At 68.9% G+C, this 14,557-nt stretch carries 14 protein-coding genes and 1 pseudogene; 6 read left to right on the forward strand and 9 right to left on the reverse strand.

What is annotated here, in order from left to right; all coding sequences use genetic code 11:
* Positions 1-122 precede the first annotated feature (122 nt).
* Complete coding sequence (locus OG474_RS02070; RefSeq protein ID WP_405064533.1) at positions 123-1,097, forward strand: MsnO8 family LLM class oxidoreductase; 975 nt, start codon at positions 123-125, stop codon at positions 1,095-1,097.
* Here the strand turns inward: OG474_RS02070 and OG474_RS02075 are convergent.
* The 6 genes from OG474_RS02075 to rpsB all read right to left on the reverse strand — a co-directional run bounded on the left by OG474_RS02075 (position 1,087) and on the right by rpsB (position 5,908).
* Entirely contained in the window at positions 1,087-1,689 is a 603-nt protein-coding gene (locus OG474_RS02075) for a GNAT family N-acetyltransferase (protein WP_405060445.1), read from the reverse strand. The two genes, OG474_RS02070 and OG474_RS02075, sit on opposite strands and share 11 nt — an antisense overlap.
* Positions 1,690-1,693: 4 nt before the next feature.
* Positions 1,694-2,554 (reverse strand): phosphatidate cytidylyltransferase, encoded by an 861-nt coding sequence (locus OG474_RS02080; protein WP_405060446.1) that lies wholly within the window; start codon positions 2,552-2,554, stop codon positions 1,694-1,696.
* Positions 2,554-3,111 carry a ribosome recycling factor gene (gene frr, locus OG474_RS02085; RefSeq protein WP_132173079.1) on the reverse strand — a complete coding sequence of 186 codons (558 nt, stop codon included), beginning with the start codon at positions 3,109-3,111 and terminating at the stop codon, positions 2,554-2,556. Before frr ends, OG474_RS02080 begins: the two co-directional genes overlap by 1 nt.
* An 81-nt stretch (positions 3,112-3,192) precedes the next feature.
* A complete protein-coding gene (gene pyrH, locus OG474_RS02090) occupies positions 3,193-3,951 on the reverse strand; it encodes a UMP kinase (protein ID WP_405060447.1) in 759 nt (252 codons plus the stop codon).
* 50 nt (positions 3,952-4,001) lie between these two features.
* On the reverse strand, positions 4,002-4,820 hold the full coding sequence (tsf, locus tag OG474_RS02095; protein ID WP_405060448.1) for a translation elongation factor Ts: 819 nt from the start codon (positions 4,818-4,820) through the stop codon (positions 4,002-4,004).
* A 92-nt stretch (positions 4,821-4,912) separates the two neighbouring features.
* Complete coding sequence (gene rpsB, locus OG474_RS02100; protein ID WP_405060449.1) at positions 4,913-5,908, reverse strand: 30S ribosomal protein S2; 996 nt, start codon at positions 5,906-5,908, stop codon at positions 4,913-4,915.
* 297 nt (positions 5,909-6,205) lie between these two features.
* On the opposite strand from rpsB, the pseudogene OG474_RS02105 reads away from it, so the two are divergent.
* Positions 6,206-6,565 (forward strand): annotated as a pseudogene (locus OG474_RS02105) (peptidoglycan DD-metalloendopeptidase family protein); the annotation flags it as partial.
* A gap of 102 nt (positions 6,566-6,667) precedes the next feature.
* Here OG474_RS02105 and OG474_RS02110 read toward each other — a convergent pair.
* The gene (locus OG474_RS02110) at positions 6,668-7,147 is read right to left on the reverse strand and encodes an RrF2 family transcriptional regulator (RefSeq protein WP_405060450.1); all 480 of its coding nucleotides are present in this window, start codon (positions 7,145-7,147) and stop codon (positions 6,668-6,670) included.
* A gap of 75 nt (positions 7,148-7,222) precedes the next feature.
* Positions 7,223-8,185: a tyrosine recombinase XerC gene (locus tag OG474_RS02115; protein ID WP_405060451.1), complete on the reverse strand. Its 963-nt coding sequence runs from the start codon at positions 8,183-8,185 to the stop codon at positions 7,223-7,225.
* A 136-nt stretch (positions 8,186-8,321) separates the two neighbouring features.
* On the opposite strand from OG474_RS02115, the gene OG474_RS02120 reads away from it, so the two are divergent.
* From OG474_RS02120 to dprA, 4 genes are all read left to right on the forward strand, one after another.
* Complete coding sequence (locus OG474_RS02120) at positions 8,322-9,959, forward strand: APC family permease (protein WP_405060452.1); 1,638 nt, start codon at positions 8,322-8,324, stop codon at positions 9,957-9,959.
* Positions 9,960-10,080: 121 nt separating this feature from the next.
* Positions 10,081-10,437 carry a YraN family protein gene (locus tag OG474_RS02125; protein ID WP_405060453.1) on the forward strand — a complete coding sequence of 119 codons (357 nt, stop codon included), beginning with the start codon at positions 10,081-10,083 and terminating at the stop codon, positions 10,435-10,437.
* On the forward strand, positions 10,437-12,014 hold the full coding sequence (locus tag OG474_RS02130; RefSeq protein ID WP_405060454.1) for a YifB family Mg chelatase-like AAA ATPase: 1,578 nt from the start codon (positions 10,437-10,439) through the stop codon (positions 12,012-12,014). Before OG474_RS02125 ends, OG474_RS02130 begins: the two co-directional genes overlap by 1 nt.
* Entirely contained in the window at positions 12,011-13,249 is a 1,239-nt protein-coding gene (gene dprA, locus OG474_RS02135) for a DNA-processing protein DprA (RefSeq protein ID WP_405060455.1), read from the forward strand. Before OG474_RS02130 ends, dprA begins: the two co-directional genes overlap by 4 nt.
* 616 nt (positions 13,250-13,865) lie before the next feature.
* On the opposite strand, the gene OG474_RS02140 is transcribed toward dprA, so the two are convergent.
* The gene (locus OG474_RS02140; protein ID WP_405060456.1) at positions 13,866-14,540 is read right to left on the reverse strand and encodes a hypothetical protein; all 675 of its coding nucleotides are present in this window, start codon (positions 14,538-14,540) and stop codon (positions 13,866-13,868) included.
* Between the last annotated feature and the right edge of the window lie 17 nt (positions 14,541-14,557).

Raw genomic sequence — 14,557 nt, forward strand, 5'->3', positions numbered from 1 at the left:
CCTGCGGCAGGCCGTCGGCAGGGCTCGCAGAAGGTTCTGATCTTTTCGATCTTGCTCGAAGAGTGCGGGGAATGAGGTGCTCGCGGCCGCCGTTGGCCTTAGGTATGGGCCTGTTGTCAGGAGTGCCGTTGTCGGTTCTGGACCGCTCGCGGAGACGCGTCGGCGAGTCAGAGGCGGAGACGCTGCGTGCGACCGTCGACCTGGCGCAGGAGGTCGAGAAGCTCGGCTACAAGCGTTTCTGGGTGTCTGAACACCACAGCGTGCCTGGCGTGATCGGATCCGCGCCGACAGTGCTGGCAGCAGCCGTTGCGGCGCGCACCGAAACCATCCGCGTCGGCACCGGCGGAGTGATGCTGCCGAACCACCAGCCGCTCGTGGTGGCTGAGCAGTTCGGCGCGCTGGAGTCGCTGTACCCCGGCCGGATCGACATGGGCCTCGGCCGCTCGGTCGGCTTCACCAACGGGATCCGTCGCGCGCTGGGCGTCGAGAAGGACGCGGCCGAGGACTTCGCGGACCAACTCAAGGAACTCCTCGGGTACTTCGACGGAACCCAGCAGGCACACCCGCAGGTACACGCCCGCCCTGGCGAAGGACTCCGCATCCCGGCCTTCATCCTGGCGATCGGCGAAGGCGCCGGGCTCGCCGCGTCATTCGGGCTGCCCTTGGTGATCGCCGGCATCAAAGGCGAGGCAGACCTGCTGAAGCTCATCGAGCGGTACCGCGCCGAGTTCCGCCCCTCCGCGTCGAACGAGCGCCCGTACGTCGTACTGGCGGCGACCGCGGCGGTCGCACCGACGACCGAGCAGGCCAGGCAACTGTTGCTGCCGGAAGCGTGGGCGACCGCCTACACGCGGACGCGCGGGGTGTTCCCGCCGCTGGAGTCCTCTCCCCCGGCCGAGATGACCGCGAAGGAGCGGGAGATCTTCGACAACGCGTTGACCGGCCAGCTCTACGGAACCCCGGCCGAGATCGACGCCACGCTCGGCGGGCTGGTACGCCGTACTGGCGCCGACGAGGTCCTGGTCACCACGAACACGTATGACCGAGGTGACCTGGTCGCGTCCTACACCGCGTTGGCGGAGCTCACTAGCGGTTGATCCGCTCCTCGAGGCGCTTGCGCACCTCAGGCCACTCGTCGGCCAGGATCGAGAACACGACGGTGTCGCGGAAGGAGCCATCGCTCTGCAGCATGTGCCGCCGCAGGACACCTTCACGCGTCGCACCGAGCTTCGCGATCGCCGCCTGGGAGCGCGTGTTCTTCAGGCCGGTCTGGATCTTGACCCGGCCGAAACCGCAGTCCTCGAAGGCGTGCTGGAGCAGCAACAGCTTCGCGGACGGGTTCACCGCTGTGCCCCAGACTGCGGGCGCGTAGCCGGTGAAGCCGAGGTGGATGCGCTCGTTGCGCTGGTCGACGTCGGCGAGACTCGACGTACCGACCAAGGTGCCGGCCGTTCCAAGCGGGCTGTCGGCAACCAAACGGACGCCGTACGCGAACTGCCTGGCAGCCACCGGCGTCCAGGTCGCCCGCATCTCCGCCGCACTCTTCGGCATCAGGCCGCCGCCGAAGCCACCGGCATACACCTGCTCGTTGCCGATCGCGGCGTACAGCTCGTCGTAGTCGTTGTCCTGCAGGCGATCCAGCCGGATTACCGCTCCCACCAGCGAACGTCCGTCCGGTGCGATCGTCATGCCCTCACCCCTTCACCAGAAGATGCAGTAGCAGCCACACCGCCGGCGCCGTCGCCAGCAGTGAGTCCAGCCGGTCCATCACTCCGCCGTGACCGGGCAGCAGGTTCGACATGTCCTTGATACCCAGGTCGCGCTTGATCATCGACTCGCCGAGGTCGCCGACGGTCGCGGTCACGACCGCCACCACGCCGACGATCGCACCGACCCACCAGTGCCCGTCGAGCAGGAAGACCACGGAGGCGATACCGGCGCCGACACAGAACACCGTCGAACCGGCGAAACCCTCCCAGGACTTCTTCGGGCTGATCGTCGGCGCCATCGGGTGCTTCCCGAACAGGACCCCGGCCACGTAACCGCCGACATCGCTGGCAACGACCACCAGGAAGAAGGTCAGGACCCGTAGCGCACCGTCCTCGTCGGGCTGGACCAGCAGGATCGCGAAACCGGCCAGCAGCGGGACGTAACCGATCAGGAAGACGCCGGCGCTGGTGTCCCGGACGAAACCGACCGAGCCACCCGGCATCCGCCAGAAGATCGTGGCCAGCACCGTGCCCGCCATCGCCGTCAGCAGCGCCATCGGCCCGCCGAAGTAGGCGGCGACCATCATCGCGACCGTACCGACGACCACGGGGACGCGCGGGATCACCGCACCGCCGGTCCGCAGCGACTTGATCATCTCGTCGACGGCCAGCAGCACCGCAGCCAGGACGACGAAGATGAACAGGAACTTGTACCAGAACAGTGATCCGATGATCACGATCCCGAGGCCGACACCGACCCCGATCGCCGCAGGCAGATTCCGCCCCGCGCGACCAGGATCCGAAGCCGGCTTCGGACTCGGTGGGGGCGTGCTCTCGACGCCCATCACACCTCGAGCAGTTCGGCTTCCTTGTGCTTGAGCAGCTGGTCGATCGAGTCGACGTACTTCTTCGTCATCCCGTCCAGCCGCTTCTCAGCACTCTTGCCCTCGTCCTCGCCCGCTTCGCCGTCCTTGACCGACTTGCCGATCGAGTCCATGGCGTGCCGGCGGATACTGCGCACCGAGATCTTGGCGTCCTCGCCCTTGGTCTTGGCGACCTTGATGTACTCCTTGCGGCGCTCCTCGGTGAGCTGCGGCATGGTGACCCGGATGACGACACCGTCGTTGCCCGGATTCACGCCCAGCTCGGACTCGCGGATCGCCTTCTCGATCGCCGGCATCGCACCCTTGTCGTACGGCGAGATCAGCACGGTGCGCGGGTCCGGGACCTGGAAACCGGCCAGCTGCTGCAGCGGCGTCGGGGAACCGTAGTAGTCCGCCACGATGTTCGAGAACATCGACGGGTGCGCGCGGCCGGTCCGGATCGCGGCGAAATCGTCCTTGGCGACCTCCACGGCCTTCGCCATCTTCTGCTCGGCTTCGCGGAGTGCTTCGTCGATCACGACATTCCTCGCTTCCTCAGGACCGCGTCCCTGCGGCCCGTTTGCAACGATCCTAGTGGTACGGCGGCCCCGAATCGGGGACTACCCCGGTGCGACGACCGTGCCGATCTTGTCCCCGTGCACGACGCGGGCGATGTTGCCCTCCTCGAGACCGAAGATCACGATCGGCAGCGCGTTGTCACGGGCCAGGCTGATCGCGGTCGCGTCGGCGACCCGCAGACCGCGGGCCAGGAAGTCGTCGTACGAGAGCTGGTCGAACTTGACCGCGTCCGGGTTGGTCTTCGGGTCGGAGTCGTAGACCCCGTCCACGCCCTGCTTGCCCATCAGCAGCGCCTCGGCACCGACCTCGAGCGCGCGCTGCGCGGCCACCGTGTCGGTGGAGAAGTACGGCATCCCGGACCCGGCGCCGAAGATGACCACACGGCCCTTCTCGAGGTGCCGCTCGGCCTTGCGCGGGATGTACGGCTCGGCGACCTGACCCATCGTGATGGCGGTCTGGACCCGGGTCTCGACGCCCAGCTTCTCCAGGAAGTCCTGCAGCGCCAGGCAGTTCATCACCGTGCCGAGCATGCCCATGTAGTCGGCGCGGTTGCGCTCCATCCCGCGCTGCTGCAGCTCGGCACCGCGGAAGAAGTTGCCGCCACCGACGACGATGGCAACCTGTACGCCGGCCCGGACCACCTCGGCGATCTGCTTGGCGATCGAGTTCACCACGTCGGGGTCGACGCCGAGCTTGCCGCCGCCGAACACCTCACCCGACAGTTTCAGCAGCACCCGCCGATAGGCGGGCGAATACGGCGAAGAGGCCGGATTCGTCTCGGTACCCAGGGTTTCCGTCACGATTCCGGCCTCTCCTCGTTGCGTGCTGTGTGTGGTCGGTCCTTCAGGCCTCAGGCGCCGACCTCGAAGCGGGCGAACCGCTTCACGGTCACGCCGGCCGCGTCCAGGACTGCCTTCACGGTCTTCTTGTTCTCCGTGACCGACGGCTGCTCGAGCAGCACGACCTCCTTGTAGAAGCCGTTCACCCGGCCTTCGACGATCTTCGGCAGGGCGCCCTCGGGCTTGCCCTCCTCGCGGGCGGTCGCCTCGGCGATCCGCTGCTCGTTCGCGACCGTGTCGGCCGGAACCTCGTCGCGGGTGGTGTAGAGCGGACGCATCGCGGCGGCCTGCATGGCGGCGCCACGGGCGGCCTCGACGTCGTCACCCTCGAACTCGACCAGCACGCCGACCTGGGCCGGCAGGTCAGCGGCGCGCTTGTGCATGTACGCCGTCACCTTGCCGTCGAACACGGCGACCTTGCCGAGCTCGAGCTTCTCGCCGATCACCGCGGCCAGGGCCTCGATGTTCTCGGCGACCGACTTGCCGTCGGACAGCTTCTCGCTGAGCAGGCCCTCGACGTCGCCGACCTTGCTGGCCGACGCGTGCGCGACGATGTCCGCCGCGAGCTGCTGGAACTGCTCGTTCTTGGCGACGAAGTCGGTCTCGCAGTTCAGCTGGACCAGGGCGTTCTCCGCCGCGGCCACCAGGCCGTTGCTGGCGGAGCGCTCGGCGCCCCGCTTCTGCGCCTTGGCCGCGCCGTGGATGCGCAGCTCCTCGATCGCCTTCTCGAAGTCACCGTCGGTGGCCTCGAGCGCCTTCTTCGCGTCCATCATGCCCGCACCGGTGGTGTCGCGGAGCCTCTTGACGTCAGCGGCGGTGTAGTTCGCCATTCCTCGTTCTCTCGTCTGTTCGATGCGGCTGGATGGGCGGAGCGGTCCGATGCCCTGCCGCCCGCGAGGCGGGCGGCAGGGATCAGCGGATCTCAGGCCTCGTCGGCCTTCGGGGCCTCGGCGGCCGGGGTCTCCTCGGCAACCGGAGCCTCTTCGGCCGGAGCCTCGGCAACCGGAGCCTCGGCGACGGGCGCGTCTTCGGCGGCCGGAGCAGCCTCGGCGACCGGTGCCTCTTCGGCCGGGGCCTCAGTGGCGACAGCCTCGGTGGCCGGCGTCTCGGTCACTGCGGCGGCCGGGGCCTCCGCAGCGCCGTTCTGGCTCTCCAGCAGCTCACGCTCCCAGGCGGCCATCGGCTCCTCGGCGCCCAGCTCCTCGCCGGCCGCGGCAGCGCCCTGGCCACCACGCGACATCAGACCGTCGGCGACGGCGTCGGCGACCACGCGGGTCAGCAGGCCGACCGAGCGGATGGCGTCGTCGTTGCCCGGGATCGGGAAGTCGACCTCGTCCGGGTCGCAGTTGGTGTCCAGGATGCCGATGATCGGCAGCTTCAGCTTGCGCGCCTCGTCGACCGCGAGGTGCTCCTTCTTGGTGTCCACGATCCACACGGCGGCCGGGACCCGGGCCATGTCGCGGATACCGCCGAGGGTCTTGAGCAGCTTGTCGTGCTCGCGACGCTTCTGCAGCAGCTCCTTCTTGGTGACGCCGGAGGCGGCGACATCCTCGAAGTCGATCAGCTCCAGCTCCTTCAGGCGCTGCAGCCGCTTGTTGACGGTCTGGAAGTTGGTGAGCATGCCGCCCAGCCAGCGCTGGTTCACGTAGGGCATGCCGACCCGGGTCGCCTGCTCGGCGATCGCTTCCTGGGCCTGCTTCTTGGTACCGACGAACAGGATCGCGCCGCCGGCCGCAACGGTGCTGCGGACGAACTCGTAGGCGCGGTCGATGTAGGACAGCGACTGCTGCAGGTCGATGATGTAGATGCCGTTGCGCTCGGTGAGGATGAATCGCTTCATCTTCGGGTTCCAGCGCCGGGTCTGGTGCCCGAAGTGGACACCGCTCTCGAGCATCTGCTTCATGGTCACGACGGCCATGAGGTGTTCCTCCTGTCGCGCCCCCAGGTATCGCCCCGGGCAACGCACTCTCGGTTCTTTCACGACGGACCGGGCGGTCCGTCGTGCCTGATGCCCGTCGTCCGGCCCCATCCGGGCGTTGAAGCCTGGACCGAGGGGGCCGCACAGTGGTGCGGGCATGCGTAGTCGCCCCACGCGAGGTGGGACGCCACCGGAAGTCTACGGGACCGACCCCGCCGGAAGCGAACCGGGCACAGGTTGTCCACAGGCGGCAACTCGACGGCCGGAATCGGCGGTTCCGACGGCATTCTTCCAGGTATGAATCTTCGCTGCCTGATCCTCGCCCTGCCGACCGTCCTCGGACCGGCTCCCAGCACCCCGTCGGCCGCCTGGCCGCTCGCTCCCCGCCCGGCCGTCGTCCACGGCTTCGAGAACCCCGCCGAGCCATGGCTGCCAGGCCATCGCGGGCTGGATCTCGCCGGCTCCCCCGGCCAGCCCGTCCTCGCTGCCACCGCCGGAACCGTCGCGTACGCCGGTTCGGTCGCCGGGGTCGGGGTGGTCACGATCGCCACCGGCCCACGCCGTACGACGTACCAGCCCGTCGTGCCGTCCGTCCGGGCCGGGACGGTGGTGACGGTCGGCACGGCCATCGGGCATCTGTCAGCGGCCGGTTCGCACTGTGCGCCCGCGACCTGCCTGCACTGGGGTCTGCTGGAGGGCGAGCGTTATCTCGATCCGCTGAGCCTGCTCCCGGAGCGACCGGTCCGGCTGCTGCCGCTGTCAGCTACCGGGGACGCGAGCCTGCCAGGCGTCGTCGTCCTTCGAGCGGCGCTCGACCCCGGCGGGAAGTTTGTTCTTGGCCAGGTCGATCAGCGTGGTGTGCTCGAGGACATCGCGCAGGCTGGCCCGCGCGGCGATCCAGACCCGCTGCAGGACGACCGCGCGGTCGTTGTAGGCGACGCTCTCCGGCCGGACGCCGGAGATGCTCACGATCGGGCCGTCGACGGCCCGCATCACGTCCGCGACCGAGATCTCGTTGGGATCCACCGCGAGCTTCCAGCCGCCGGACTGCCCGCGCTGGCTGGCCAGGATGCCGGCCCGCCGCAGGTCGGCCAGGATGCCCTGCAGGAAGCCGTGCGGGATGGCCTGCGCACGACTGAGCTCCTCGGCCGACACAACCGAGGGGTCGTTGGCCACCCATCGTTGGGTGATCTCGATCAGCGCCCGCAACGCATAGTCAGACTTCGCCGAAACCCGCATGGTCCGCAGTCTGCCGTATCCGGGTCGGACGTCGCCGCATCCGGTGCCCAGACACACCTGGCGGCAGGCTCCGATTCAGGCGCGGGGATGGGCCTGTTCGTAGGCCTTGCGGAGCCGGTCGGTCGAGACATGCGTGTAGATCTGCGTGGTCGCCAACGATGCGTGACCGAGCAACTCCTGCACGCTACGAAGGTCTGCTCCACCCTCCAGCAGATGCGTCGCCGCTGTGTGCCGCAGGCCGTGTGGCGACAGGTCCGGTGCCTCGACGACCGCGATCCGCTCATGCACCAGCCGCCGTACGGCGCGCTGATCGATCCGGCCGCCTCGGGCACCGAGGAAGACCGCCGGCCCACTGCCGGAGCGCGCCAACTGCGGGCGCGCCTCGGCCAGCCAGCGATCGAGGGCCTGCGAGGCCGGCACGCCGTAGGGGACCGAGCGTTCCTTGCGGCCCTTGCCGAAGACGCGGACCACCCGGCGAGAGGTGTCGATGTCGTCGATGTCCAGGGCGCAGAGCTCGCCGACCCGGATACCGGTTGCGTAGAGCAACTCCATGATCGCGAGATCGCGCAATCCGACCGGGCTGCCGTCGTCGGCGCCGACCGCGGCGGCATCGAGCACGGCTCGGGTGTCGGTCAGGTTGAGCACGCCCGGCAGGCTCTTGTGCGGGCGGGGGCTGGCCAGCAGGGCGCCCGGGTCGGTCGTGATCCGCCCGGTCCGGTTCGCCCAGGCGGTGAAGACGCGCGCGGCGGTCGCCCGGCGAGCCATCGTGCTGCGCGACTTGCCGAGGCTCTGCTGCTTGGCCAGCCACGACCGCAGGCCGCGGATGTCGAGCGTCTCGAGCTCGTTGTGACCAAGCCGAATCAAATGATCGAGTAAATCCGCGATGTCACCGAGGTAGGCTCTGACAGAGTGTTTGCTGAGGTCTCTTTCCGCCGTCAGATGCCGTTCGTAGTCGGTCAGTAACACCGTGAAACCTTCAGGCCGGGTTGGGTTTTCCCGTCCGGCCGCGGTGTTCGCGCTGACTTCGCCCGGCGTCATGCCTCGACCATGCGGGAGCGGGACCGGCATCGCAAGCCACCGCGCGGACGTCGGGAAGAGGAGGTCTGGTCGATAGACCGACGGTCGACTACTGTTCGGCCCGATTGCCCTAGTAGCAACGGAGGCACCCCTGACCATGGCCCCCTCAGCGAACGGACAGACCGTAGGCCGGCGCCTGCCGGTCGAGTCGGCGTTCACTCGAGTCGAGGATGCACGGCACCGTCTGCCGCGCCTGTTCGGTCGTCGCGACCTGGTCGTTCTCGGCCTGGGCGTGATGATCGGGTCCGGCATTTTCAGTATCAGCGGCAACCAGGCGGCACTGACCGCCGGTCCTGCCGTCATCCTGTCGTTCGTCATCGCGGCGATCGTGTGCCTGCTGGCCGCGGCCTGTTATGCCGAGCTGTCCTCGACGATCCCGGTCTCGGGAAGCGCCTACACCTTCAGTTACGTGACCTTCGGCGAGATGTGGGCCTGGCTGGTCGGCTGGGCCCTCGTGCTCGAGCTCGTCACCGCCGCCGCGATCGTCGCCCGGGTCTGGTCGGCGTATTTCCTCGCCACCCTGGACGGGTTCGGGCTGACGCTGCCCGACAACGTCGCGAAGTACTTCGGCCCGGAGGCCAAGGTCAACCTGGTCGCGCCGCTGCTGCTGCTTCTGCTCACCGCGATGGTCGTCACCGGGACGAAGCTGTCCGCCCGGGTGCTGACCGTGGTCGTGGTCGCGAAGGTCGCCGTGATCCTGCTCGTGATCGTGGTCGGCGCGACGCACATCAACTGGGACAACTACACGCCGTTCGTGCCGATCTCCCGGGCCGCGCCGGCGACAGCCAGTCCGACGTTGCTCAGCTGGATACTCGATTCGTCGTTCGGCACCTTCGGGACGATGGGCATCTTCACCGCCGCGAGCACGATCGTGTTCGCCTACATCGGGTTCGACCTGATCGCGACGGCGTCCGAGGACGCGAAGAACCCCCGCAAGACGGTCCCGCAGGGCATGCTGCTCGGTGTCGGCGCCGTCACGATCCTCTACATCGCGATGGCCGTGGTCCTGGTCGGCATGCGGCCGTACGGTCAGCTCGGCGGCAGCGCACCGGTCTCCAGCGCCTTGTCGGCGGTCGGGGTCGGCTGGGCCGCGAAGGTGGTCAATCTGGGCGCTCTGCTGGCGCTGATGACCGTCATCATGGTGGTCCTGATCGCGCAGAGCCGAGTGCTGTTCAACATGGGCCGCGACGGCCTCCTGCCGAAGAGCCTCGGCCGGGTCAGCCGGGTCTACTCCTCCCCCGCGCGGGCCGCGGGCGTGGCCGGGTTGGCCGCGGTGGCCCTGACGCTGTATCCGAGCGTGCTGGGGCTCGAGGAGCTGCTCGTCATCGGAGCCCTGTTCTGCTTCGCGTTCTGTGCGGTCGGCGTGCTCAGACTGCGCCGGACGGAACCGGATCTCGAGCGTGGGTTCCGGGTGCCGATGGTGCCGCTGATCCCGCTCGTCTCGCTGGCCGCGACGGTCTGGCTGATGCTCAACCTGAAGACCAGCACCTGGGCCAAGTTCGGCATCTGGATGGCGGTCGGGCTGGCGATCTACGGGCTCTACGGCCGTTGGCACAGCCGACTGGCCAACGAGGACAGCTGGGACTTCGACATCGGCGACACCGACCCCGGGACGGGCGGCCTGCAGGCCATTCGTCCCGAGACGGAGCGCACCGGTGAGCTGAAGGCGATCCGGACCCCAGGGCAGAACCAGAACCCGACCAAGCCCACCCGCGGCAAACACATGCGCAACTGACACCAGCACTGGCTCAGCCTGCAATGCTCGACCTTCGCCGTCTGTGGTTTTCCACAGGCGGCGAAGTCGTCCCGAAATCGAGGCCCGATCCCGGCATCTTCTCTGTCGGAGGTGGTCAGCGATGCGGACCAAGAACGCCGTCGGGCGATTCGGCGAGGATCTCGCCAGCAGGTATCTCACGACCCAGGGGCTCGTCGTCCTCGAGCGCAACTGGCGCTGCGACATCGGCGAGATCGACATCGTCGCGCGGGAGGGTGACACCCTCGTCATCTGCGAGGTGAAGACCCGGCGCGGCCTGGGCTACGGATCCCCGTTGGAGTCGATCACCTACCGCAAGCTGACCACGCTGCGGAAGCTGGCCGGTGCCTGGCTACGGAGCCACCAGGTCCGACCGGCCGGGGTCCGGATCGACATCGTCTCCGTGCTGATCGATCAGGGCGCTCCACCCCAGGTCGACCATCTGCGAGGGGCGGCCTGATGACGCTCGCGCAGATGTGGTCGGTTGCACTCGTCGGCCTCGAAGGGCACCTGGTCGAGGTCGAGGCGGACATCGCCCAGGGCCTGCCGAAGACCACGCTGATCGGTCTGCCGGACACATCGCTGTCGGAGGCCCGGGACCGAGTCCGGGCAGCCGTGGTCAACAGTGGCGAGAAGTTCCCCGACCGCAAGGTCACCATCGGCCTCTCGCCCGCGACCCTGCCGAAGACCGGCTCCCATTACGACGTGGCCATCGCCTGTGCCCTGCTCGCGGCCGCAGGGGTGGTCGAGGCCGTGCCGTCGCGGCGGACGGCGATCATCGGTGAGCTCGGGCTGGACGGCCGGATCCGGGAGGTTCGGGGTGCGCTCGCGATGACGCTCGCCGTGGCCCGGTCCGGGTTCGAGCGCATCGTCGTCCCGGAGCTGAATGCGGGCGAGGCCCGGCTGGTGCCAGGAATCGAGGTCTATGGCGTGCGGTCCCTGCGGCAGGTGCTGGCGTTGCTGCGGGGGGTCGAGATTCCGGACGAGGCTCCACCGCTGGCCGAGCCGCGGCTGCTGTCGGAGTCACTGACCAGAGTGCCCGAGGTCGATCTGCACGATGTGATCGGGCAGCACGAGGGCCGCCGGGCGATCGAGGCAGCGGCCGCAGGCGGTCATCACCTGTTCCTCCACGGTCCGCCCGGGTCCGGCAAGACGATGCTGGCGGAGCGGCTGGCCGGGTTGATGCCCAATCTCAGCACCGACGAGTCGCTCGAGGTCTCCGCGGTGCATTCGCTGGCCGGCATGCTGACCGGCGACGCCGAGCTGGTGTCGCGGCCGCCGTTCATCGCGCCACACCACACCGCCTCGTTGTCGAGTTTGGTCGGTGGCGGCTCGGGTGTCCCGCGACCGGGGGCGATCAGCTGTGCGCATCGCGGGATCCTGTTCATCGACGAGGCGCCGGAGATGCATCCGCTCACTCTCGACACCTTGCGGCAACCATTGGAGTCAGGATTCGTCGAGGTGCATCGATCGGCGGCCGTCGCGAAGTTTCCGGCCCGCTTCATGCTCGTGCTGGCGGCGAATCCCTGTCCCTGCGGGATGTCCGGTGTTCGGCATGCCGTCTGCAGCTGCACACCTCAGGCGCTCGCCCGGTATCGGCAGCGCATCAGCGGGCCGATCAAGGATCGCCTCGACATCCAGCGCCAGATCCTTCCGGCCGGCCGCGGCGGGAGCGAGGCCGAATCCTCCGAGCCGACCGCTGCCGTCGCCGCGCGCGTCCAGGCGGCGCGAGATCGCCAGTCCGCCCGCTATCGCGACAGTCCGTGGCTCCTCAACAGCCAAGTTCCTGGTGCGGTCCTGCGCCGGGACTTCCCCCTCGACTCCAAAGCCCAGCAGCTGCTGGAAGACCACTACTCGACCGGCCGGCTGACGGGCCGTGGCTTCGACCGCGTGGTTCGCCTGGCCTGGACGCTCGCCGACCTTCGTGGCCACGCCCAACCAACTCTCGAGCTGACCCACGAAGCCTTCCAGCTCCGGACCGGCGAGCCCCTCACCCCTCTGTCCGACACCCGCCCCCTCAAAGGACGTGCCTCATGACCCCGACTCTCGCCGACGACAGCACCCCGCTGGTCGGCTCTGCACCGCCCGCCACCAGCACCGACGGTTCGGGCGGAGCAGTCAGCAGCACAGCCGCCGCTATCGGCGAAGGCGGCGAAACCGAGCGGTTGGCTCGGGTGGGGTTGGGACGCGTGATCGAGCCGGGTGATCTGGCGGCCTTGAAGGTCTTCGAGGGGGTCGGCGTGGTGGAGATGTGGCAGCGCTTGCGCCGGAGCGAAGCGGGGACCGAGCGATGGGCGACGCGGATGGCGGCGGTCGAGCCCGCGCGAGATCTGGAGCGCGCCGCGGCGATCGGTGCCCGGTTTGTGATTCCGGGAGATGACGAGTGGCCGGAGCAGGTGGAGGTGCTAGCAGAGGCCGGACAACTGACTCGGCGCGCTGGGGTGCCATTCGGGATGTGGGTGCGCGGGCCGGCGCACCTGCGGAAGGTCCTCGAGCGGTCGGTGGCGATAGTCGGCGCGCGGGCCTGCTCGTCATACGGGTCGCATGTCGCTGGGGAGCTTGCCGCGGGGCTGTCGAGTGATGGGTACACCGTGGTCTCAGGCGGGGCGTACGGGATCGACGCGGCGGCGCATCGTGGGGCGCTCGCGGTCGCGGGGACAACCGTCGCCGTGCTGGCGTGCGGGGTGGACAAAAGCTATCCACAGAGCAACTCGGCGTTGTTCAGCAGGATCGTCGAGCAGGGGCTGGTGGTCAGCGAGTTGTCACCGGGCTGCTCACCGAGCAAGCTGCGATTCCTCGCGCGCAACCGCCTCATCGCCGCCGCGAGTCAAGGCACCCTAGTCGTCGAGGCAGCCGTCCGCAGCGGCGCACTCAACAGCGCCGGCTGGGCCGAGCAATGCGGCCGCCCGGTGATGGCCGTCCCCGGGCCCATCACCTCCCGCATGTCCGAAGGCAGCCACATGCTGATCCGCGAGCGAGACGCCGTACTGGTCACCGACGTCCCCGAGATCATCGAGGCCGTGTCACCCCTGGGCAGCGGCCTCACCTCCTACCGCCACTCCCCCAGATCCCCCATCGACGACCTCCCCCACGACCTCCGCCGCACCCTCGACGCCGTCCCCGTCCGCACTCCGGTCCCCACCGAACGCATAGCCGTCACCGCCGGCCTGGACCTCCCCACCACCCAAGCCGCACTGGAAGCCTTGGCCGCCCTCCACCTCGTCCACCCAAGCCCCACCGGCTGGTGCCTCACCCTCCCCACCACCGACTAAGCCGCCGCCCAGCGCCCCAGACACAATCCGGTGTGCACGAACAAGAACCGGTAGCCGTGAACACGAACCAGTGGCCGTGAACACGAACCGGTGGGCACGAACACGAACCGGTGGCCGTGAACAGGAACCGGTGGGCACGAACACGGTACGACCTGTTCACACCCACCGCCTGGGGTACGCACCCCCACGTTGTGGCCTGATCCCTTGGGCACCCCGCACCACGCGGCGCCTGAGGCAGCCGTAGCCCGGGAGCGAGGTCGCAACAGGTGTTCGGTCGCGGTGGCTGGGCACTTCGGCTGGCCAGGAACCCCGCCGTCCCGAATGTGCTCGTCTCGTCCGCCGCTCGGATTCGGCCGGTGGAGTACGCAGTGGCTGGTCGCCGCTGCGGCCGGTATTAGCTGAAGCGGTGTGGCTGGGGTGGTCTGTGGCTGAGGGGGATGGTGCGGTCGGCGATCGAGGTTCCTGTTGCCTGAGGTTCCGGGCTTCGGGTGCCGCCAGTGACGAGGAGGCCTGTCAGGTGGCCCGTCTGCGGTGGCTATTCGCCGGTCTGCGGGGATCTACTGCCTCTGAGCGGCAGCAGGTCCCCGCAAAGGCGCGATCAACAGCCGAGGGGGGGTCAGGGTTTGGGGAGGCCGGGGAGGAGGTCGGTGATGATCTGGTGGACGGTGGTGCGGCCCTTGGGGCCGCCGAGTTTGTCGTAGAGGACGGTGACGTCGATCATCACGCGGCCGACGCGGACGAAGCCGGAGCCGCCTTCGGCGACGTTGCCCAGGTCGGCCTGGTCGCCGAGGCCGGGCCAGTTCTGGTCGGAGGCCAGTTGGGCCGAGGCGTTGGCGACGGTGTCGAAGGCGTAGACGTTGAGGACGATGGCGCGCTTCTCGTTGACGACCGCGGCGCAGCGGGAGCCGGAGACGGCGGTCTTCGCCATCGAGGCGTCCAGGGTGAAGTCGGCCCAGTCCTTGCTCTTCGGTGTCTTCTTCTCTTCCCGCGCGACCCACTTCTGGGCGCCGGCGGCCTTGATGAAGCGGACCTTTCCGAGGTACTTGCACGGCGTCGCGAGGATCGGGTAGGCGCTCAGCGGACGCGTGTCGGCAGACGGGGTCGGCTTCGGCGTCGTGCTCGGGGCCGTGCTCGGGGCGGACGTGGCTGTCACGGGAGTCGCCGAGACCTCCACCGAGGTCGGTGGGGTCGAGGGCGCCGGCGGGGTCGACGCCTTCTCGGAGGAGCCGGAGCAGGCCGTTGCCGACACGGCCAGGAGCACGGCAGCCGCAGCCGCCAACGTGGACTTCATGACTGAAGGCTAGGGCC

It is taken from the genome of Kribbella sp. NBC_01505 (assembly GCF_045040285.1).
GTDB lineage: Bacteria > Actinomycetota > Actinomycetes > Propionibacteriales > Kribbellaceae > Kribbella.

Bases quoted from the DNA above. Each gene is read 5' to 3' on its own strand.
- OG474_RS02075 (WP_405060445.1), bottom strand. From the start codon at position 1,689: ATGACGATCGCACCGGACGGACGTTCGCTGGTGGGAGCGGTAATCCGG.
- OG474_RS02080 (WP_405060446.1), bottom strand. From the start codon at position 2,554: ATGGGCGTCGAGAGCACGCCCCCACCGAGTCCGAAGCCGGCTTCGGAT.
- tsf (WP_405060448.1), bottom strand. From the start codon at position 4,820: ATGGCGAACTACACCGCCGCTGACGTCAAGAGGCTCCGCGACACCACC.
- rpsB (WP_405060449.1), bottom strand. From the start codon at position 5,908: ATGGCCGTCGTGACCATGAAGCAGATGCTCGAGAGCGGTGTCCACTTC.
- OG474_RS02110 (WP_405060450.1), bottom strand. From the start codon at position 7,147: ATGCGGGTTTCGGCGAAGTCTGACTATGCGTTGCGGGCGCTGATCGAG.
- OG474_RS02115 (WP_405060451.1), bottom strand. From the start codon at position 8,185: ATGACGCCGGGCGAAGTCAGCGCGAACACCGCGGCCGGACGGGAAAAC.
- OG474_RS02120 (WP_405060452.1), top strand. From the start codon at position 8,322: ATGGCCCCCTCAGCGAACGGACAGACCGTAGGCCGGCGCCTGCCGGTC.
- OG474_RS02125 (WP_405060453.1), top strand. From the start codon at position 10,081: ATGCGGACCAAGAACGCCGTCGGGCGATTCGGCGAGGATCTCGCCAGC.
- OG474_RS02130 (WP_405060454.1), top strand. From the start codon at position 10,437: ATGACGCTCGCGCAGATGTGGTCGGTTGCACTCGTCGGCCTCGAAGGG.
- dprA (WP_405060455.1), top strand. From the start codon at position 12,011: ATGACCCCGACTCTCGCCGACGACAGCACCCCGCTGGTCGGCTCTGCA.
- OG474_RS02140 (WP_405060456.1), bottom strand. From the start codon at position 14,540: ATGAAGTCCACGTTGGCGGCTGCGGCTGCCGTGCTCCTGGCCGTGTCG.